At 56.8% G+C, this 19,371-nt stretch carries 19 protein-coding genes; 3 read left to right on the top strand and 16 right to left on the bottom strand.

Annotated features, from left to right (window positions below; all coding sequences use genetic code 11):
- Positions 1-254: 254 nt before the first annotated feature.
- Positions 255-4,142, bottom strand: a complete 3,888-nt coding sequence (purL, locus tag RT197_RS21735; RefSeq protein WP_312953315.1) for a phosphoribosylformylglycinamidine synthase — start codon at positions 4,140-4,142, stop codon at positions 255-257.
- Between the two features lie 258 nt (positions 4,143-4,400).
- Here purL and mltF point away from each other — a divergent pair, with 258 nt between their 5' ends.
- Positions 4,401-5,936, top strand: coding sequence for a membrane-bound lytic murein transglycosylase MltF (gene mltF, locus RT197_RS21740; RefSeq protein ID WP_312953317.1), 1,536 nt, complete (start codon positions 4,401-4,403; stop codon positions 5,934-5,936).
- Here the strand turns inward: mltF and tadA are convergent.
- The 3 genes from tadA to murQ all read right to left on the bottom strand — a co-directional run bounded on the left by tadA (position 5,933) and on the right by murQ (position 8,165).
- Positions 5,933-6,469: a tRNA adenosine(34) deaminase TadA gene (gene tadA / locus RT197_RS21745; protein ID WP_312953319.1), complete on the bottom strand. Its 537-nt coding sequence runs from the start codon at positions 6,467-6,469 to the stop codon at positions 5,933-5,935. The genes mltF and tadA overlap by 4 nt on opposite strands.
- Before the next feature lie 54 nt (positions 6,470-6,523).
- The gene (yfhb, locus tag RT197_RS21750; protein WP_312953321.1) at positions 6,524-7,159 is read right to left on the bottom strand and encodes a phosphatidylglycerophosphatase C; all 636 of its coding nucleotides are present in this window, start codon (positions 7,157-7,159) and stop codon (positions 6,524-6,526) included.
- Between the two features lie 106 nt (positions 7,160-7,265).
- Positions 7,266-8,165, bottom strand: a complete 900-nt coding sequence (murQ, locus tag RT197_RS21755; RefSeq protein WP_312953322.1) for an N-acetylmuramic acid 6-phosphate etherase — start codon at positions 8,163-8,165, stop codon at positions 7,266-7,268.
- Positions 8,166-8,283: 118 nt separating this feature from the next.
- On the opposite strand from murQ, the gene RT197_RS21760 reads away from it, so the two are divergent.
- Complete coding sequence (locus RT197_RS21760; protein ID WP_312953324.1) at positions 8,284-9,135, top strand: MurR/RpiR family transcriptional regulator; 852 nt, start codon at positions 8,284-8,286, stop codon at positions 9,133-9,135.
- Between the two features lie 384 nt (positions 9,136-9,519).
- Positions 9,520-9,780: a YfhL family 4Fe-4S dicluster ferredoxin gene (locus tag RT197_RS21765; RefSeq protein WP_312953326.1), complete on the top strand. Its 261-nt coding sequence runs from the start codon at positions 9,520-9,522 to the stop codon at positions 9,778-9,780.
- Here RT197_RS21765 and acpS read toward each other — a convergent pair.
- From acpS to rseD, 12 genes are all read right to left on the bottom strand, one after another.
- Positions 9,777-10,157, bottom strand: a complete 381-nt coding sequence (gene acpS, locus RT197_RS21770; protein ID WP_312953327.1) for a holo-ACP synthase — start codon at positions 10,155-10,157, stop codon at positions 9,777-9,779. The genes RT197_RS21765 and acpS overlap by 4 nt on opposite strands.
- Positions 10,157-10,888, bottom strand: coding sequence for a pyridoxine 5'-phosphate synthase (pdxJ, locus tag RT197_RS21775; protein WP_312953328.1), 732 nt, complete (start codon positions 10,886-10,888; stop codon positions 10,157-10,159). Before pdxJ ends, acpS begins: the two co-directional genes overlap by 1 nt.
- 62 nt (positions 10,889-10,950) lie before the next feature.
- Positions 10,951-11,658 carry a DNA repair protein RecO gene (recO, locus tag RT197_RS21780; RefSeq protein ID WP_312953329.1) on the bottom strand — a complete coding sequence of 236 codons (708 nt, stop codon included), beginning with the start codon at positions 11,656-11,658 and terminating at the stop codon, positions 10,951-10,953.
- Between the two features lie 10 nt (positions 11,659-11,668).
- Positions 11,669-12,574: a GTPase Era gene (gene era, locus RT197_RS21785; RefSeq protein WP_312953330.1), complete on the bottom strand. Its 906-nt coding sequence runs from the start codon at positions 12,572-12,574 to the stop codon at positions 11,669-11,671.
- Positions 12,571-13,251 carry a ribonuclease III gene (gene rnc / locus RT197_RS21790; protein ID WP_312953331.1) on the bottom strand — a complete coding sequence of 227 codons (681 nt, stop codon included), beginning with the start codon at positions 13,249-13,251 and terminating at the stop codon, positions 12,571-12,573. Before rnc ends, era begins: the two co-directional genes overlap by 4 nt.
- A gap of 222 nt (positions 13,252-13,473) precedes the next feature.
- A complete protein-coding gene (gene lepB, locus RT197_RS21795) occupies positions 13,474-14,448 on the bottom strand; it encodes a signal peptidase I (RefSeq protein ID WP_312953332.1) in 975 nt (324 codons plus the stop codon).
- A gap of 16 nt (positions 14,449-14,464) precedes the next feature.
- The gene (lepA, locus tag RT197_RS21800; protein WP_312953333.1) at positions 14,465-16,264 is read right to left on the bottom strand and encodes a translation elongation factor 4; all 1,800 of its coding nucleotides are present in this window, start codon (positions 16,262-16,264) and stop codon (positions 14,465-14,467) included.
- A 146-nt stretch (positions 16,265-16,410) separates the two neighbouring features.
- Positions 16,411-16,866 carry a SoxR-reducing system protein RseC gene (gene rseC, locus RT197_RS21805; RefSeq protein WP_312953334.1) on the bottom strand — a complete coding sequence of 152 codons (456 nt, stop codon included), beginning with the start codon at positions 16,864-16,866 and terminating at the stop codon, positions 16,411-16,413.
- The gene (rseB, locus tag RT197_RS21810; protein WP_312953335.1) at positions 16,863-17,816 is read right to left on the bottom strand and encodes a sigma-E factor regulatory protein RseB; all 954 of its coding nucleotides are present in this window, start codon (positions 17,814-17,816) and stop codon (positions 16,863-16,865) included. The genes rseC and rseB overlap by 4 nt, the downstream gene beginning before the upstream one ends.
- Positions 17,816-18,460 (bottom strand): anti-sigma-E factor RseA, encoded by a 645-nt coding sequence (gene rseA / locus RT197_RS21815; protein ID WP_312953338.1) that lies wholly within the window; start codon positions 18,458-18,460, stop codon positions 17,816-17,818. Before rseA ends, rseB begins: the two co-directional genes overlap by 1 nt.
- 31 nt (positions 18,461-18,491) lie before the next feature.
- Positions 18,492-19,067 carry an RNA polymerase sigma factor RpoE gene (gene rpoE / locus RT197_RS21820; protein WP_312953339.1) on the bottom strand — a complete coding sequence of 192 codons (576 nt, stop codon included), beginning with the start codon at positions 19,065-19,067 and terminating at the stop codon, positions 18,492-18,494.
- On the bottom strand, positions 19,064-19,216 hold the full coding sequence (rseD, locus tag RT197_RS21825) for a rpoE leader peptide RseD (RefSeq protein WP_312953340.1): 153 nt from the start codon (positions 19,214-19,216) through the stop codon (positions 19,064-19,066). The genes rpoE and rseD overlap by 4 nt, the downstream gene beginning before the upstream one ends.
- Positions 19,217-19,371: the final 155 nt, after the last annotated feature.

The raw sequence follows: 19,371 nt of genomic DNA on the forward strand, positions 1-19,371 counted from the left end.
GTCCACCAAACCCCACCCGGGGCACGTCCTGCCCCCTCTCCCTTGAGGGAGAGGGTTGGGGAGAGGGGGGAATTGCGGGTACTTAACACAATCAGGTCCGATTACCCGGGCCTCTGAAGAAGATAAATTTGGCTGAAAGCCTGACTCCTTCGCGTTATTTTCAGTCATTTGTATGAATTTTTATTCATACAAATGCTTAACTGACCAGCATTAAATGCGTTTATCCGGCTTTTTAACGCGAAGACTAACGGCGTTTAACCGAGCTGCTTACGCGCATTGCGGAAGATGCGCATCCACGGGCTGTCCTCGCCCCAGTTTTCCGGGTGCCAGGAATTGCTGACGGTACGGAAAACACGTTCCGGGTGCGGCATCATCACGGTGACGCGTCCGCTTTCGCTGGTGACGGCGGTTATACCGTTCGGCGAGCCGTTCGGGTTTGCCGGATAGGTTTCGGTGACCTTACCGAAGTTATCCACGTAGCGCAGCGCCACCAGACCTTTGCTTTCAAGCGCCGCCAGGTGCGCGGCGTCGCGCACTTCTACGCGCCCTTCACCGTGGGAAACGGCAATCGGCATCTGCGAACCGGCCATGCCCTGTAGCAGCAGGGACGGGCTTTGCGTGACTTCCACCAGGCTGAAGCGCGCCTCGAAGCGGTCAGAGTGGTTGCGCACAAAGCGCGGCCACAGTTCGCTGCCGGGGATCAGTTCGCGCAGGTTGGACATCATCTGGCAGCCGTTACAAACGCCCAGCGCCAGCGTCTGCGGACGGTGGAAGAAGGTTTCAAACTCGTCGCGCACGCGGGCGTTAAAGAGGATGGATTTCGCCCAGCCTTCACCCGCGCCGAGCACGTCGCCGTAAGAGAAGCCGCCGCAAGCCACCAGCGCCTGGAAGCGCTCCAGCCCGGTACGCCCTTCCAGCAGGTCGCTCATATGCACGTCGATGGCGTCAAAGCCTGCCCGGTGGAACGCCGCCGCCATTTCAACATGCGAGTTAACGCCCTGCTCGCGCAGCACCGCCACTTTTGGCCGTGCGCCTTTGGCGATGTACGGAGCCGCAATGTCTTCACTGATGTCAAAAGAGAGCTTCACGTTGAGGCCCGGATCGTTGTCGTTGGATTTCGCCTCGTGCTCCTGATCGGCACACTCCGGGTTATCGCGCAGGCGCTGCATCTGCCAGGTGGTTTCTGCCCACCATGTCCGCAGCGTGGTGCGGCTTTCGCTGAACACCGCCTGCTCGCCGGAGGAGATAACAAAGCGGTCGCCGCTCACTGCCTGACCCAGATAATGAATGCAGTCCGCCAGACCGTGCGCTTCCAGCACCGCCTCAACCGCTTCACGGTCGGCGGCACGAACCTGGATCACCGCGCCCAGCTCTTCATTGAACAGCGCCGCCAGACGATCGTCGCCGAGAGACGCAATATTGGCGTCAATGCCGCAGTGTCCGGCAAACGCCATTTCTGCCAGCGTCACCAGCAGACCGCCATCGGAACGGTCATGATATGCCAGCAACTGACGGGCAGCGACCAGCGCCTGAATGGCGTTGTAAAAACCTTTAAGCTGCTCAACGCTGCGCACATCCGCCGGTTTATCACCCAGTTGACGATACACCTGCGCCAGCGCCGTCGCGCCGAGCGCGTTGTGTCCGCGCCCCAGATCGATCAGCAGCAGCGCGTTGTCTTCCACGGAAAGCTGTGGAGTGATGGTCTGGCGAACGTCGTCCACGCGGGCAAAGGCGGTGATAACCAGCGACAGCGGCGAGGTCATTTCGCGCTGCTCATGGCCTTCCTGCCAGCGGGTTTTCATCGACATTGAGTCTTTGCCGACCGGAATGGTCAGGCCCAGCGCCGGACACAGCTCTTCACCCACCGCTTTGACCGCCTCATACAGACCAGCATCTTCGCCCGGATGCCCGGCAGCAGCCATCCAGTTTGCGGAAAGTTTGATGCGTTTGATGTCGCCGATTTGCGTGGCGGCGATGTTAGTCAGCGCTTCACCCACCGCCAGACGCGCGGAGGCGGCAAAATCCAGCAGCGCCACCGGGGCACGTTCGCCCAGCGACATCGCTTCACCGTAGTAGCTGTCGAGGCTGGCGGTGGTCACGGCGCAGTTCGCCACCGGGATCTGCCACGGGCCAACCATTTGATCGCGCGCAACCATCCCGGTGACGGTACGGTCGCCGATGGTCACGAGGAAGGTTTTTTCCGCCACGGTCGGCAGATGCAGCACGCGGTTCACGGCGTCGGCGACGGTAATATTCTGTCGGTCGAAGACTTCGCCCGCCGCCTGAAGGCGCTGCACGTCGCGGGTCATTTTCGGGGTTTTGCCCAGCAGAACGTCCAGCGGCATATCGATAGGCTGGTCGTCAAAATGGCGATCGTTGAGGGTCAGATGCTGTTCTTCGGTGGCATCGCCAATAACCGCGTACGGCGCGCGCTCGCGTTTACACAGTTCGTCAAACAGCGGCAGTTGGTCGGCCGCTACCGCCAGCACGTAGCGCTCCTGGGATTCGTTACACCAGATTTCCAGTGGGCTCATGCCCGGCTCGTCGCTAAGGATGTCGCGCAGTTCAAATTTACCGCCGCGCCCGCCGTCGCTCACCAGTTCCGGCATGGCGTTGGAAAGCCCGCCCGCGCCGACGTCATGAATAAAGAGGATCGGGTTAGCGTCGCCCAGTTGCCAGCAGCGGTCGATCACTTCCTGGCAGCGGCGCTCCATTTCCGGGTTGTCGCGCTGCACGGAGGCGAAATCGAGATCCGCGTCGGACTGACCGGAAGCCATCGATGAGGCCGCCCCGCCGCCCAGCCCGATGTTCATCGCCGGGCCACCGAGGACGATCAGCTTCGCGCCAACGCTGATTTCCCCTTTCTGTACGTGATCGGCGCGGATGTTGCCGATCCCACCCGCCAGCATGATGGGCTTGTGATAGCCGCGCAGCTCTTCGCCATTGTGGCTGTTCACCCGCTCTTCATAGGTACGGAAGTAGCCGGTCAGCGCCGGACGACCAAATTCATTGTTAAACGCCGCGCCGCCCAAAGGACCGTCGGTCATGATATCCAGCGCGGTCACGATGCGTTCCGGCTTGCCGAAATCTTCTTCCCACGGCTGTTCGAAGCCAGGAATGCGCAGGTTGGAAACCGAGAAGCCCACCAGCCCGGCTTTCGGCTTCGCGCCGCGCCCGGTTGCGCCTTCATCACGAATTTCACCGCCGGAGCCGGTCGCCGCTCCCGGCCACGGGGAAATTGCCGTTGGGTGGTTATGGGTTTCTACTTTCATCAGGATGTGCGCAGGTTCCTGATGGAAATCGTAGCGGCCATTTTGATGGTCCGCAAAGAAGCGCCCGACGTCAGAGCCTTCCATCACCGCCGCATTGTCTTTATAGGCAGACAGTACGTGGTCCGGCGTCTGCTCAAAGGTATTCTTGATCATCTTAAACAGCGACTTCGGCTGCGCTTCGCCGTCGATCACCCAGTCGGCGTTAAAGATTTTATGGCGACAGTGCTCAGAGTTGGCCTGCGCAAACATATACAGTTCGATGTCGTTCGGGTTACGCCCAAGCGTTGTGAACGCGTCCTGTAAATAATCGATTTCGTCGTCTGCCAGCGCCAGACCGAGACGCAGGTTAGCGTCTGCCAGCGCCTGTCGCCCTTCACCGAGCAAATCCACATGCGTTACCGGAGTCGGTTGATGATGGGCAAACAGTTTTTCCGCCTCCTGCTGCGCGGTAAAGACCGTTTCCATCATTCGATCGTGCAGTTGGGCGGCGACAGACTGCCACTGTTCAGCGCAGAGCGTCGGAGCTTCAACATAATAAGCCACGCCGCGTTCAAGGCGGGCGATCTGCTTCAGCCCGCAGTTATGCGCAATGTCGGTGGCTTTCGAAGACCAGGGAGAGATGGTGCCGGGACGCGGCGTGACCAGCAGCAGTTTCCCGGAAGGCGTGTGGCTGTTGAGGTGCGGGCCGTAGGTGAGCAGGCGCGCAAGCTGCGCGTGTTCGTCCGCCGTCAGCGGCGCGCTCAGGTCGGCAAAATGGACGTACTCGGCGTAAATAGCGCTTACCGGCAGGTTGAACGCCTGAAAGCGGGCCAGCAGTTTATTGATTCGGAATGCCGACAGTGCAGGCGAACCACGCAGAATTTCCATCATAAGTCTCTCGTCTTCTCAGTTTTCAGTGTGCGCAAGGGGGGGAAAACGGGCGTCATTATAGAGAATTGTGCGGCCTGACGAAACCGTTTGCGTCGAAATAAAATGCACGCCCATTTTTAACATTCAGTGTGGCACAGGTCGCGAAAAAGTTGCCAGCAGGCGGATTGTTAAGCAAAATGCCGCTCTTTCTGAAACATACATTCACATTTACAGGGCCAGAGCTAATCGGAGCCAGGCGCAGCGCAGAGAATTAACTGATTGAAAAAATTAAAGATTAATTATCTGCTGTTCGGCATCACGACTCTGCTGGCAGCAACACTGGTGACGGCGCTGTACTGGCACAGCCAGCCGGAAAATCGTCTCGCCGGGATCAAGGCGCGCGGGGAACTGCGTATCAGCACCGTGATGTCGCCGATGACCTATATCAATATCAACGGCAAAATCGAAGGCTTTGATTACGAACTGGCGCAGCAGTTTGCCGATTCGCTCGGCGTGCGCCTGAAAGTGACGGTCAGGCCGACCATCGGGCAACTGTTTGACGATCTGGATAACGGTAAAGCCGATGTGCTGGCAGCGGGTCTGGTGTCAAACAGCGAGCGCGCCAGCCATTATCAGTCCGGTCCGGCCTACTCTTCGGTTTCGCAGCAGCTCGTTTATCGGCTGGGAAGCTATCGCCCCCGCTCGCTGGAAAGTATTAATGCTTCACAGTTGACTATCGCCCCCGGTCACGCGGTGATAAACGATCTGCACGATCTTAAGGCTAACAAGTTCCCGGACCTTGGCTGGACGGTGGATGACAAACGCAGCAGCACGGCGTTGATGGAAGATGTCGCCGCAGGCAGGCTCGACTACACCATCGCGGATTCCGGGGCCATCAGCCTGTTTCAGCGCGTTCACCCGGATCTGGCGGTGGCGCTGGACGTGACCGATGAACAGCCCGTGACCTGGTTCAGCGTTCAGGATGCGGATAAAACCCTCGCCGCCGCGATGGACGCCTTCTTTAATAAGACCACCACCGAAGGCACCCTCGCCCGCCTGGAAGAGAAGTATCTTGGTCACGGCCAGGACTTTGACTATGTCGATACCCGCTCGTTTTTACGGGCGGTGGATAGTACCCTGCCGGATTTTCAGCCGCTGTTTGAGAAATATGCCGACGAGATCGACTGGCGACTGCTGGCGGCGATCGCCTACCAGGAGTCGCACTGGGACCCGCTGGCGACATCCCCCACCGGAGTACGCGGCATGATGATGTTGACCCGCAATACGGCGCAAAGCCTGGGCTTAAGCGACCGCACCGATGCCGAGCAGAGCATCAGCGGCGGGATGCGCTACCTGCGGGAACTGCTGAATAAAGTGCCGGAGACGGTGCCGCAAAATGAGCGCATCTGGTTCGCGCTGGCGGCGTATAACATGGGTTACGCGCATATGCTGGACGTGCGGGCACTGACCGCAAAGCAGAAAGGCAATCCCGATAGCTGGGCGGACGTCAAACAGCGCCTGCCGCTGCTTAGCCAGAAATCCATCTACAGCAGCCTGCCCTGGGGCTACGCGCGCGGGCATGAAGCCTATGCGTTTGTGGAAAATATCCGCAAGTATCAAATCAGTCTGGTGGGCTACCTGATGGAAAAAGAACGGCTCAACGCGCGTGCGCTTCAGCTTGCCGCAGGGTATCCGGCGGTTGCGCCGGATCGTCTGGAGCCAGAATCACCCACGCTGCTTTCATTTATCGCCATGGCCAGCGAAGCGAATCATTCGAAAACGCCAGTGGTCATGCTGGACACGCCTCGCCCCTAACGCTGCAGTTTTGCTTCCTCTTTCAGCACTTTTTTTGCCTGCCGACGATGGCGGAAAAAGTCGCTGAGGATCGCCGCGCATTCATCGCGCAGTACACCTTCGGTAAACCCGACCCGGTGATTCATCCCCGGATGATGCAGGACGTCAATCAGCGATCCGGCGGCACCGGTTTTCGCATCCCGCGCGCCAAAGACCAGTTGACCGATGCGGCTGTGAACCATCGCGCCAGCGCACATTACGCATGGCTCCAGCGTCACATACAGCGTGGTATCGACCAGACGGTAGTTTTGCAGCACCAGACCGCCCTGCCGCAGCGCCATAATTTCAGCGTGAGCGGTCGGATCGTGGCGGCCAATCGGTCGATTCCAGCCCTCACCAATCACCCGGTTGTCATGGACCAGCACCGCGCCGACCGGCACTTCGCCTTCATCCCACGCGCGTTGCGCCAGCGTCAGCGCGTGGCGCATCCAGTGTTCGTGATTCAGTTCAGGGTTGGACAAAGCTAAGACTCCAGATAATAAAACGGGGCGCATTATACACAGCAGTTATCTTTTACACCCGTCATACTTCCCTCCACAGGAGTGAACTCATTCAAGCTGTTGCAGTTTACCGAGCGGGGTGACGCGCCAGCGATGCTGGCAGAAATAGAGCAGTGGGTTATCCTGCTTGCTGTCGCTGTAGCCGCTGTACAGGCGCAGCGGCGTGCCGATGCGCCGCTCCAGTTGCGCCACCTTCTCATGCCCCAGACAGCGCATTGACAGCACCCAGCCGCCGTTGCGTCGGCGGATCTGGCTGGCGATAAGATTGACTCTCGGCAGCCACGGCGTGTCGATATAAACCTGTTCGACCAGCGGCTGCGGCGAACCGGTGATAAGCCAGACGTCGGCATCGGTGCTGGTCAAATATTGCGTTAAGCGATCGTGGACCACCGGAAACGCGGTGACGTGCTGGCGGAACCACGTCACAAACTGACTTTCCAGATGCTTAAGACGGGCCTCGCTATGCCCGAACGTGCAGCCCCAGAGCAGCAGGCTCATCGGCCAGCGTGCGGCGCGTCCTTTAATCAGTAACGCGCAGCCAATCACCGGCAACAGAGGCAGTACAAGCAGCGCATTCAGTGGCTGATGGCGCAGCAGATAGCGCAGGAAGCTGCCAAACATATCCTGCTGATGCAGCGTACCATCAAGATCAAAAAAAACGACACGACGCTCGTGAGTGGCCAAACCTTACTCCTCTGTTCTCATCGCCGGGCCAACATAACCCGGCGGTAATAATAAGTTATAGCCTAACAGAGAGAGTCTGACTTTTCCGGTCAGGTTTACCGCGTGCTTACGCCTGGGTTTCCAGCGCCGCGCGCAGAAAGCCGTTGTGCTCGTCAAGCCGGGCGCGGGCGGTTGCGGCATCCAGCCCGGTCAGCACCATCAGGATCGCCGGTTTTACGTCGTGATCGGTCTGCTGTAACACCTGTTCCGCCTGCCCGCGCGTCACGCCGGTCGCTTCCATCACCATCCGGCAGGCGCGATCCACCAGCTTAATGTTCGTGGCTTTCATATCCACCATCAGGTTTTGCCAGGCTTTGCCAAATTTCACCATCGCGCCGGTGGAGATCATATTGAGCACCATTTTTTGCGCGGTGCCGGATTTCAGCCGCGTCGAGCCGGTGAGCGCTTCCGGGCCAACGACCGGCGAAATGGCGATGGCGGCTTCGCTGGCAATCGGCGAGGCAGGGTTGCAGGAGATGGCGACGGTAGTACAGCCCGTGGCTTTGGCGTAGCGCAGACCGCCGATCACGTAAGGCGTGCGCCCGGAGGCGGCGATGCCGACGACCAGATCCCGCGCGGTCAGATCCAGCGCTTTCAGATCGTCTTCCCCAAGCTGAAGATTATCCTCCGCGCCCTCCACCGCTTTTAAAAGCGCACCTGGCCCACCGGCGATCAGCCCGACGACCAGTCCATGCGGCACGCCGAAGGTGGGCGGACATTCCGACGCATCCAGCACGCCCAGCCGTCCGCTGGTCCCCGCGCCCATATAGATGATGCGTCCGCCCGCCACCAGCGAGGCGGCGGCGGCATCAACCGCCTGCGCCACCTCATCCAGCACCGCGCCCACCGCCGGGGCCACCAGCGAATCTTCATGATTGAGCAGGTTAACCATCTCCCGCGTCGATACCGCGTCCAGCTCCATTGTCCGCGCGTTGCGCGTTTCAGAAATCAGCGAACCGAGATTCATTTTGTCCCTCCAGAATTTTTAATTCATAATAACCTGACTATAATGGAATAGAATATTCGCCCAGGCGAGTGGATTTTTCATTTTATTGTGGCTATCTGATTTTGATCGTGGAGACGTTATGAACTGCCTGATCCGTATTCGTCAGCGCTACCCGACACTGGCGCAGAGCGATAAAAAACTCGCCGATTTTTTACTCTCACAGCCTGATAAAGCCAGACATTTCAGCTCTCAACAACTGGCGCTGGAAGCCGGGGTCAGCCAGTCCAGCGTGGTGAAATTTGCGCAGAAGCTGGGCTTTAAGGGCTTCCCGGCGCTCAAGCTGGCGCTGAGCGAAGCGCTGGCCAGCAGCCCCAATCCGTCGTGGTCGATGCCGGTCCATAATCATATTCGCGGCGACGATCCGCTGCGCGTGGTCGGCGAGAAGCTGATTAAGGAAAAGAGCGCGGCGATGCACGCCTCACTGGATGTGAACAGCGAAGATAAGCTTGCTGACAGCGTGGCAATGCTGCGCGGCGCGCGGCGGATTATTGTTACCGGCATCGGCGCGTCGGGGCTGGTGGCTAAAAATTTCGCCTGGAAGCTGATGAAGATCGGTTTCAACGCGGTGGCGGAACAGGATATGCACGCGTTGCTGGCCATTGTACAGGCGATGGCTCCCGACGATCTGCTGCTCGCTATTTCCTATACCGGCGAACGACGGGAGATTAATCTGGCGGCGGAGGAAGCGCAGAAAGTCGGGGCAAAAGTGCTCGCCATTACCGGCTTTACGCTGAATGCGCTCCAGCAACGCGCGACCCACTGCCTGTATACCATCGCCGAAGAGCAGGCGAGCCGCAGCGCGGCTATCTCTTCCACCAGCGCGCAGATGCTGCTGACGGATTTGCTGTTTATGGCGCTGGTGCAGCAGGATCTGCAACGCGCGCCGGATCGTATCCGCCAGAGCGAGGCGCTGGTGAAAAAACTGGTCTGAAGGAGTTTATTTATTCAAAAAGAGGCTGTTTCAGCACGCGAGAAATAGCCGAAGAATTAAAATCCCTGCCCTCCCCCCGATAAAAATCAGCCGTCAACTATCCTGCTGGCAGAGACATCAGGCGGCCAGCGGCTAACGCTTGGGCCGTCTTTCGATCTGTGATAAAGTGCGCGCCGCTCCCTTATTTATTCATCATAATGATTAATGCATTAGCGTTAATTATTTGTGATACATATGAAATAAAACTGTTTTACTTTGCATAATTCGAGTGACAGGAAGATCAACGCACCTGCAACCTGAAGTATGACGAGTATGCGCCGTATCTTAATCCGGCGAATAAGTGACAACCTGCTGATTTGCAATTTAATAACGGTAATTTTACCCATGGCATTACTTATTACGAAACGCTGCATCAACTGCGATATGTGCGAACCGGAATGTCCGAATGAAGCTATTTCAATGGGCGACAGCATTTATGAGATTAACAGCGACCGCTGCACCGAATGCGTCGGGCATTATGAAACGCCGACCTGCCAGAAAGTGTGCCCGATCCCGAATACCATTCTGAAAGATCCGGCACGCGTAGAAAGCGAAGAGCAGCTGTGGGATAAGTTTGTATTAATGCACCATGCGGATAAAATCTAACCTTCGATAATGACCGTGGCGCAGGCGTAATGACGCTCATCGGCAAGCGTAACGTGCGAGGATTTCACCCCCATAGCGTCCGCCAGACGCAGCGCTTCACCCCATAACCGCAGGCGCGGTTTTCCCAGCTCGTCGTTGTACACTTCAAACTGATTAAACGCCAGCCCGTTACGGATCCCGGTGCCAAAGGCTTTTGCCGCTGCTTCTTTTACCGCGAAACGCTTTGCCAGGAAACGCACCGGTTGCTGATGCGTCTCCCAGATGGCCCATTCGTTAGCGCTGAGCACCCGCCGCGCAAGGCGATCGCCGCTGCGGGCGATCACGCCTTCAATGCGGGCGATTTCAACGATATCCGTGCCTAAGCCAAGGATCGCCATTAGCGGCGCGCTTCCTGCATCAGGCGTTTCATTTCGGCGACTGCTTCTTGCAGGCCGCTCATCACCGCGCGCCCGATAATGGCGTGCCCGATGTTTAGCTCATGCATTTCCGGCAGCGCGGCGATGGCCTGCACGTTGTGGTAAGTCAGGCCGTGACCGGCATTGACCTTCAGGCCGAGGCTGGCGGCAAAGGTTGCGGCATGGGCGATGCGCGCCAGTTCGCTGGCCTGCTCTGCCTCGGTTTTCGCGTCGGCGTAGCAGCCGGTGTGAATTTCGATATACGGCGCACCGACTTCTGCGGCGGCGCGGATTTGCGTTTCATCGGCATCAATGAACAGCGAAACCTGAATTCCGGCGGCGGCCAGGCGCTGGCAGGCATCGCGCATTTTGTCGCGCTGCCCGGCGACATCCAGCCCGCCTTCGGTGGTGACTTCCTGGCGCTTTTCCGGCACCAGGCAGCAGAAGTGCGGTTTGGTTTCACAGGCAATGGTCAGCATCTCTTCAGTGACGGCCATTTCGAGGTTCATACGGGTATGTAACGTCTGGCGCAGGATGCGCACGTCGCGGTCAGTAATATGGCGGCGATCTTCACGCAGGTGAACGGTAATGCCGTCGGCTCCCGCCTGCTCGGCAATAAAAGCCGCCTGCACCGGGTCCGGGTAAGCGGTGCCGCGTGCGTTGCGTAACGTCGCAATATGGTCAATGTTGACGCCTAACAGTAAATCAGCCATGACTATCCTCAAATTTTTCTGATGATATTTGCGGTGCGTTCCCGTCACCGACTGGAAAATTTTTAGCGTTTCGGCACAAACTGGCGAAACAGCTCCCGGCTTTTTAGCGGTTTACCCCCAAGATACGGCTTAAGCGCCATGCGGGTAAAGCGTTTCGCCGCGCGCAGGGTGTCTGTATCCGGGAATTCGCGGCTGGCCAGCGCCTGAAGATGGTGTCCGGTAAATGTCCGGTTATCGATAACCACGCTGGCAATAAAACCTTTTTCTTCCCGGTAGCGGTAGGTCATGGTTTCTTCAACCGGCTCGCCCGATCCGGCGCAGTGCAGAAAATCAAGGCCATATCCCAGATGCGCCAGCAGCGCCAGCTCAAAGCGGCGTAACGCGGGTTCAGGGGAATCACTTGCGCCTGCCAGCGCCTGAATACAGTGCAGATAATCAAAGAAGAGTTCGGAGAAGCGCGTCTCGTGCTCCAGCACGCGCGACAGCAGCTCATTGACGTACAGGCCGCTGTAAAGGGAAATACCACTCAGGGGAAGCGCCAGAGAGACAGCTTCGGCACTGCGCAGGGTTTTGACGTCGCCGCGTCCACCAAAACGCACCAGCAACGGCGTGAAAGGCTGAAGGGTGCCTTTCAGATTAGACCGTTTTGCGCGTGCACCTTTCGCCACAAGGCGCACGCGGCCCGATTCTTCCGTGAAGACGTCCAGCATCAGGCTGGTTTCGCTCCAGGGACGACTATGCAGTACGAAAGCGCGCTGCCAGCCTTCCATTAACGTTTACTCAGAGATCGTCAACATAACCAAGACTGCGCAACGCGCGCTCGTCATCGGCCCAGCCGGATTTCACTTTCACCCACAGTTCCAGGTGGACTTTCGCTTCGAACATGTCTTCCATGTCTTTACGGGCTTCAATACCGATGGTCTTGATTTTGGCCCCTTTGTTGCCAATGACCATTTTCTTCTGCCCTTCGCGCTCGACGAGGATCAGACCATTGATGTCATAACCGCCGCGCTCGTTAGTGATAAAGCGTTCGATTTCGACGGTCACGGAGTACGGCAGCTCGGCGCCGAGGAAACGCATCAGTTTTTCACGGATGATTTCGGAGGCCATAAAGCGCTGGGAGCGGTCGGTGATGTAATCTTCCGGGAAATGATGCACCGCTTCCGGCAGATGTTTGCGCACGATCCCGGCAACGGTATCAACGTTCATCCCGGTTTCCGCCGACATCGGTACGATATCCAGGAAGTTCATCTGGCTGGCCAGAAATTGCAGATGCGGCAGCAGATCGGCTTTTTCCTGCACGTTATCCACTTTGTTGACCGCAAGGATCACCGGAGCTTTGCCGTCACGCAGTTTGTTGAGCACCATTTCATCGTCCGGGGTCCAGCGCGTGCCTTCAACGACGAAGATCACCAGTTCAACATCACCGATTGAACTGCTTGCGGCTTTATTCATCAGGCGGTTGATGGCGCGTTTTTCTTCCATATGCAGGCCGGGTGTATCAACATAAATTGCCTGATACGGCCCTTCGGTATGGATGCCCACGATGCGGTGGCGGGTGGTTTGCGCTTTGCGGGAGGTGATCGAGATCTTCTGCCCCAGCAAATTGTTTAACAGCGTTGATTTACCGACGTTCGGGCGACCAACGATGGCGACAAACCCGCAATAACTTTTTTCTTCGTTCATTCCAGCTCCAGTTTTTTCAGCGCCTGTTCGGCGGCAGCCTGCTCCGCCTTGCGACGGCTGGAACCTGTGCCGACCACAGGTTCACTCAGGCCACTGACCTGGCAATGGATAGTAAATTCCTGATCGTGGGCTTCACCCCTGACCTGTACCACCAGATAAGACGGTAGCGGCAGATGGCGGCCCTGCAAATATTCCTGTAAACGCGTTTTCGGATCTTTTTGCTTATCGCCCGGACTGATTTCGTCCAGACGGGTCTGATACCAGCTTAGGATCAGCCTCTCGACGTTTTGAATGTCGCTGTCGAGAAAAATCCCACCGATTAAGGCTTCAACCGTGTCGGCGAGAATAGATTCACGGCGAAAACCGCCGCTTTTCAGTTCGCCTGGCCCAAGGCGCAGGCATTCGCCCAGATCAAATTCGCGGGCAATTTCTGCCAGCGTGTTGCCGCGCACCAGCGTTGCGCGCATACGGCTCATATCGCCTTCGTCCACGCGCGGGAAGCGGTGGTAAAGCGCGTTAGCAATAACGTAACTTAAAATTGAGTCGCCGAGGAATTCCAGCCGCTCATTATGTTTACTACTGGCGCTACGATGCGTTAGCGCCTGCTGCAACAATTCCTGATGATGAAAAGTGTAGCCCAGCTTCCGTTGAAGCCGATTAATTACGATGGGATTCATGCGATACCAATAAATGAATGCGTCAACAATTCAGCACACGAAATCGACCTGAGAGTATCAACGCGCTTTCGTGTGCTGTCGCCCCCTTGCGGGAGACAACCTGAAACTTCGGGGGAATATTCTATACACAACGGCAGGGGATGTCGTTAGCCAGAAGGTATTTATATTTTAAATAATTCATCTTGCCGTCAGAATGACGGCAAGATGAATGTTGGGAGGTTATTAATGGATGCCGCCAATGCGATTTAACCGCACACCGGTAGGCCATTCGCCTTCCTGTTTTTCAAAACTCATCCAGATAGCCGTCGCGCGGCCCACCAGATTGGCTTCCGGCACAAAACCCCAGTAACGGCTGTCTGCGCTGTTGTCGCGGTTGTCGCCCATCATGAAGTAGTGTCCTGGCGGCACAATCCACGTCGCCAGCTGCTGCCCCTGCTGCTTGTAATAAACGCCAAGCTGATCCTGAGCGATAGGCACGGTCAATATACGGTGGGTAACATCGCCGAGGGATTCTTTACGCTGCGCCAGACGAATGCCGTTGTCGATGGATTCGTTTTGCCCAACCTCAAAGAAGCCGCTGGTCGCCTCGCCGCCGTTGCCGCGCGCAAAGGTCTGGACAAAATCGCTCGGCTGTACGTCGGAATACGTCACCGGCAGCGCGCTGCCACAGGCCTGACCGGAGCTACAGCCCGGCTGGATAGTCACCTGCTTGGTCACCGGATCGTAGGTGACTTTATCGCCCGGCAGACCGACCGCACGCTTGATATAATCCAGGCGCGGGTCCTGCGGATATTTAAAGACCACGACGTCGCCGCGCTTAGGATGCCCGGTTTCGATCAGCGTGTTCTGGTAGATCGGATCTTTAATGCCGTAAGCAAATTTCTCGACCAGAATAAAATCGCCGATCAGCAGCGTAGGCATCATTGAACCTGACGGGATCTGGAAGGGTTCATAAATAAATGAACGCACGATCAGCACGATCGCCAGCACCGGAAAGACCGATGCGCCCGTTTCCAGCCAGCCCGGTTTCGGGCCGACTTTTTTCAGCGTTTTTTTATCCAGCGTGCCGTCGGTGGCGGCGTCTGCCGCAGCCTGACGCTCGCGCCGTTTCGGGGCAAAGATAAATTTATCGATGCACCACAAAATGCCCGTGACCAGCGTAGCAATCACCAGAATCAGGGCAAATGTATTCGCCATGCCAACTCCTTAAGGATTATTTACCGTCTTTTCCGACATGCAGAATGGCGAGGAAGGCTTCCTGCGGCAGCTCAACGTTGCCGACCTGCTTCATGCGCTTCTTCCCTTCTTTCTGTTTTTGCAGCAGCTTTTTCTTACGGCTGATATCGCCGCCATAGCATTTTGCCAGCACGTTTTTACGTAACTGTTTCACCGTTGAACGGGCGATGATATGGGTGCCGATAGCCGCCTGGATCGCGATATCAAACTGCTGGCGCGGGATCAGATCTTTCATCTTTTCCACCAGCTCACGACCACGGTACTGGGCGTTGTCGCTATGGGTGATTAGCGCCAGCGCATCCACGCGCTCACCGTTGATTAGCACGTCAACACGCACCATCCGCGAGGCCTGGAAACGTTTGAAGTTGTAGTCCAGCGACGCATAGCCACGAGAGGTGGACTTCAGGCGGTCGAAGAAGTCGAGTACCACTTCCGCCATCGGGATTTCATAGGTCAGCGCCACCTGGTTGCCGTGATAGACCATATTGGTCTGCACGCCGCGTTTTTCCACGCACAGGGTGATGACGTTGCCGAGAAATTCCTGCGGCATCAGCATGTGACACTCGGCAATCGGCTCGCGCAGTTCAAAGATATTGTTGACCGGCGGCAACTTGGACGGGCTGTCGACGTAAATGACTTCTTTAGCGGTGGTTTCGACTTCATACACGACCGTCGGCGCGGTAGTGATCAGGTCGAGGTCATATTCACGCTCCAGACGCTCCTGGATGATTTCCATGTGCAGCAGGCCGAGGAAGCCACAGCGGAAGCCGAAACCCAGCGCTGAAGAGCTTTCCGGCTCGTAGAACAGGGAGGCGTCGTTGAGGCTGAGTTTACCCAGCGCGTCACGGAAGTTTTCATAGTCGTCAGAGCTGACCGGGAACAGCCCGGCGTAAACCTGCGGCTTCACTTTTTTGAAGCCCGGTAACGCTTTTTCTGCCGGATTGCGCGCCAGCGTCAGGGTATCGCCCACTGGCGCACCGAGAATGTCTTTAATCGCGCACACCAGCCAACCCACTTCGCCACACTTCAGCTCTGTGCGGTCGATCTGTTTTGGCGTAAAGATGCCTAAACGGTCAGCGTTATAGGTCTGACCGGTGCTCATCACTTTGACTTTATCACCCTTACGCAGGGTGCCGTTTTTAACGCGGATAAGCGAGACAACGCCGAGATAGTTATCAAACCATGAGTCGATGATCAGCGCCTGAAGCGGACCGTCGGGGTCGCCCTGCGGGGCGGGGATATCGCGCACCAGACGTTCCAGCACATCCTGTACGCCAATGCCGGTTTTCGCCGAGCAGCGCACCGCGTCAGTCGCATCAATGCCGACAATGTCTTCGATTTCTTCCGCCACGCGATCGGGATCGGCAGCCGGAAGGTCGATTTTGTTGAGGACCGGCACAACTTCCAGATCCATTTCCATTGCGGTATAGCAGTTTGCCAGGGTTTGCGCCTCAACGCCCTGCCCGGCATCGACCACCAGCAGCGCGCCTTCACAGGCCGCGAGCGAGCGGGAAACTTCATAGGAGAAGTCAACGTGCCCTGGGGTGTCGATAAAGTTCAGTTGATAAGTTTCGCCGTCAGACGCTTTGAAATCGAGCGTCACGCTCTGGGCTTTAATGGTGATCCCGCGCTCACGCTCCAGATCCATGGAATCCAGTACCTGAGCTTCCATTTCACGATCGGACAGGCCGCCGCAAATCTGGATAATACGGTCAGACAGCGTCGACTTACCGTGGTCAATGTGAGCAATGATCGAAAAGTTACGTATATTCTTCATAGATGGAGATTATTATGCCTTACGGATACCAGGAGGCCACGATGCTGAGCCTGACGTTTTTTGTCTGAAACGCCGCATTCTACACTACAACATGAATGCGAGGAAATGCTCATCCTGCGAGCGCAGAATGAGAGAGATAGCAGGATTCAGCGCACGACAATTTCATGGGGTGGAAGCCCGACGCTTAAAATCACCGGCTGCCACGCTTCGCGCGCCGCAAGTTTAGCCGAGAAACCTCTGGCGATTAAAAAACCGCCAACGCCGCCGAGGATCGCGCCGCACAGCGCCGCAGGATCGCTGGCAAACAGCACCTGAAAAACAGAGGCGACGAGAAACAGCCCCACCAGCGGTGACATGTAGACCAGCAGCGCGGAGCTGAGCAGGCTGCCTTCGGCGATACCCAGTTCAACCTTCTGCCCGCTGACCAGCGGCTGCGCGCTGGGCACGCTGAGAGTATGCTGCGTCTGCGGCCCCAGCTTGTTCAGCACGCGGCTGCCGCAACCGACGCGGGAAGCGCAGCTGTTGCAGGAGGCTTTAACGTCGCAGCTGACCTGCGCCATGCCGTTATGCCAGGAGATGACGGTCGCCCATTCTTTAATCACTGGGCGGCCTTAAATTTGACGCTGTCAGCGATGCGTTTCGCGGTTTGCGGAGGCAGTTCGCCGACGATGGTAATGTCTGTGTTATCGCGCAGCGTCGTGCTGACGGTGCGGCGGCCGGTGCGCAGCATTTGATCGCTGCTGGAAGGCGTTGCCCGGCTGACATTGACCGAAAAGCTGAACAGCCCATCGGAGTAAAGCCGCGATTCAATAGGCACTTCAACCGTTGGCAGCGAGCGTCGGCTGCTGGAAACCTCGTTAAACCCCTGGGGGAGCCAGGACGGATTCCAGTTAAAGCTGGCTTTATCACCCGCCGGAACGGACAGCAGTGGCGGCAGATTGGCTTTCGCCAAACTCTGCATATTGCTGGCGACGGTTTCATTCATGTTGAAAGCGATAACGCGGAACTGCTCCAGCGTTTCACCATCGCGATCCAGCAGATCGACGCGCATCGGCAGTTTAGTTTCTGCATCCAGCCAGACGATATAGCTGTAACGGGTGCCGTCACGCGCTACCACGCGGATCACTTCGCACAGCCGATCCGCAATGCGGGTTCTGCCGACGGAGATGAAATCGTACCAGGGAGAAAGACGTTTGAAATTGGTGTACACCAGCGACGGCAGCGAATCGACGATGTAGTCGCCGTTGAGCGTGAAGGGATCGAGGCCTGGCTCAAAATAGCTGATCTCGTTGCCACGCTGCACGACTTCGCGGCGCGGGCCGTCCATCTGCAATAGCTGCGCGAGGGTCTGGTTGTCCAGACGCGCGTGGCGATAACGCAGAGATTCGACGCCTTGCTTATTGATGCTGATAAATGACAGCTCGTAATTGAGTGACTGGCTGGCCAGGTTCATCTGCTGCAACAACGCCCCGGACGAGACATCAGCCGAGGCGTTGGCGGAGAAGAACAGGCTACCTGTCACCAGTGACATGGCACACCAAAGTTGCTTCATTACTGCGATTGTGTTCCTAAAGTCTGATTACCCGGCACCTGAACAGCGGCCTGCTGCGTTTGTGCTTGTTCAAACTGAAGCTGCTCAGAGTGCAGGCGACGTTGCAGTTCGTAATCCTGCAACATGGCATTAATACGGCGACGCTGCTCCTGAACCTGCTGCTGTTGACCGCCATTTGACGCAACCGCGCCCTCTGCCGGTACGCCCAGGCTTACCGGACTGGCTTTGCCCATCATCGGTAGCGTATTGAATACCGGCGTTTCGGGCTGCTGGGTCGCTTCGCCCTGCTCATTATAGTGCTGGACCCCGACGATAACTGCAAGCGATACGCATGCCGCTACGCCCATTTGCGTTAGTTGGCTGGCCCACGGGCGGACTTTATGCCAGAACGGCATTTTCTGCCACTGCTGCGGTGCAGGCTGCGCCTCTGGGATCAGCGACGCAGGCTCACTCGCAATGGCGGCCATTACGCGGGAGGAGATATCGAAATGGAGAACGTCACCGGTATCGCCTCGCAGCGAATCGCGGATGAGATGGTAGCTCTCCCAGGTTTTTTGCATTTCCGGGGAACGAGTCAGTTCACTGAGCAACTCGCTATCCAGGGTTTCACCATCCATTAAAGCGGAAAGTTTTTCTTTCTGCATGCCTAATACCTTTTTCAGTATCCCGCTATCGTCAACGCCTGATAAGCGGTTGAACTTTATTATCAATAGCTTCCCGAGCACGGAAGATGCGCGAACGCACTGTACCCACCGGACAATCCATGATGACGGCTATCTCTTCATAGCTCAGGCCATCCAGCTCACGCAGGGTGATAGCCATGCGTAAATCTTCCGGAAGCATCTCTATGGTCCGAAAAACGATCTGTCTCAGTTCTTCAGACAACATTAAGTTCTCAGGGTTCGAAATTTCTTTCAGCGCACCGCCACTTTCGAAGTTTTCAGCCTCATTGGCATCCACATCGCTTGACGGTGGACGGCGTCCCTGAGCAACCAGGTAATTTTTAGCTGTATTGACCGCAATGCGGTACAGCCACGTATAAAAAGCGCTATCTCCCCGGAATGAATCCAGCGCGCGATAGGCTTTGATAAACGATTCCTGTACGACATCAGGCACATCGCCTGAAGGTACATATCGGGAGACAAGACTCGCCACCTTATGCTGATAGCGCACCACCAGCAGGTTGAAAGCTTTTTGATCTCCCTTCTGGACCCGTTCCACCAGAATCTGGTCCGTTAACTGCTCGCTCATCCGAGGTAATGTCTCCTCAAACCTAATTTCCACGCGTAATCGAAACGCCACTCTATACACTGCAATCTGAGCAAGCAGAAGGTTAGAGCGTCAATTGAATGTAAAGTTCCGTCACGCCTTTGTTTTGCTGACCGTTTGTTATCTCTCATTATAAGTCTCTTGAATGCGCACTACGCACCTTCCCTGAGTAAACACCGCAGCACGCCAGCAGAGTAACGTAACACAGGGACGATTTCATCACAAAATCCGTGACTAACGATCTGCCTCGCAAAATATTTTGCCAGGTGGCGCGTTTGCCGTTCCT

It is taken from the genome of Superficieibacter sp., assembly GCF_032071645.1.
Taxonomy (GTDB): Bacteria; Pseudomonadota; Gammaproteobacteria; order Enterobacterales; family Enterobacteriaceae; genus Superficieibacter.

Bases quoted from the DNA above. Each gene is read 5' to 3' on its own strand.
- lepB (WP_312953332.1), bottom strand. From the start codon at position 14,448: ATGGCGAATACATTTGCCCTGATTCTGGTGATTGCTACGCTGGTCACG.
- rseD (WP_312953340.1), bottom strand. From the start codon at position 19,216: ATGAGAGATAACAAACGGTCAGCAAAACAAAGGCGTGACGGAACTTTA.
- murQ (WP_312953322.1), bottom strand. From the start codon at position 8,165: ATGAATCTCGGTTCGCTGATTTCTGAAACGCGCAACGCGCGGACAATG.
- rseB (WP_312953335.1), bottom strand. From the start codon at position 17,816: ATGAAGCAACTTTGGTGTGCCATGTCACTGGTGACAGGTAGCCTGTTC.
- RT197_RS21760 (WP_312953324.1), top strand. From the start codon at position 8,284: ATGAACTGCCTGATCCGTATTCGTCAGCGCTACCCGACACTGGCGCAG.
- rpoE (WP_312953339.1), bottom strand. From the start codon at position 19,067: ATGAGCGAGCAGTTAACGGACCAGATTCTGGTGGAACGGGTCCAGAAG.
- rseA (WP_312953338.1), bottom strand. From the start codon at position 18,460: ATGCAGAAAGAAAAACTTTCCGCTTTAATGGATGGTGAAACCCTGGAT.
- rnc (WP_312953331.1), bottom strand. From the start codon at position 13,251: ATGAATCCCATCGTAATTAATCGGCTTCAACGGAAGCTGGGCTACACT.
- tadA (WP_312953319.1), bottom strand. From the start codon at position 6,469: ATGCGCCCCGTTTTATTATCTGGAGTCTTAGCTTTGTCCAACCCTGAA.
- purL (WP_312953315.1), bottom strand. From the start codon at position 4,142: ATGATGGAAATTCTGCGTGGTTCGCCTGCACTGTCGGCATTCCGAATC.
- era (WP_312953330.1), bottom strand. From the start codon at position 12,574: ATGAACGAAGAAAAAAGTTATTGCGGGTTTGTCGCCATCGTTGGTCGC.
- pdxJ (WP_312953328.1), bottom strand. From the start codon at position 10,888: ATGGCTGATTTACTGTTAGGCGTCAACATTGACCATATTGCGACGTTA.
- RT197_RS21765 (WP_312953326.1), top strand. From the start codon at position 9,520: ATGGCATTACTTATTACGAAACGCTGCATCAACTGCGATATGTGCGAA.
- recO (WP_312953329.1), bottom strand. From the start codon at position 11,658: ATGGAAGGCTGGCAGCGCGCTTTCGTACTGCATAGTCGTCCCTGGAGC.
- lepA (WP_312953333.1), bottom strand. From the start codon at position 16,264: ATGAAGAATATACGTAACTTTTCGATCATTGCTCACATTGACCACGGT.
- acpS (WP_312953327.1), bottom strand. From the start codon at position 10,157: ATGGCGATCCTTGGCTTAGGCACGGATATCGTTGAAATCGCCCGCATT.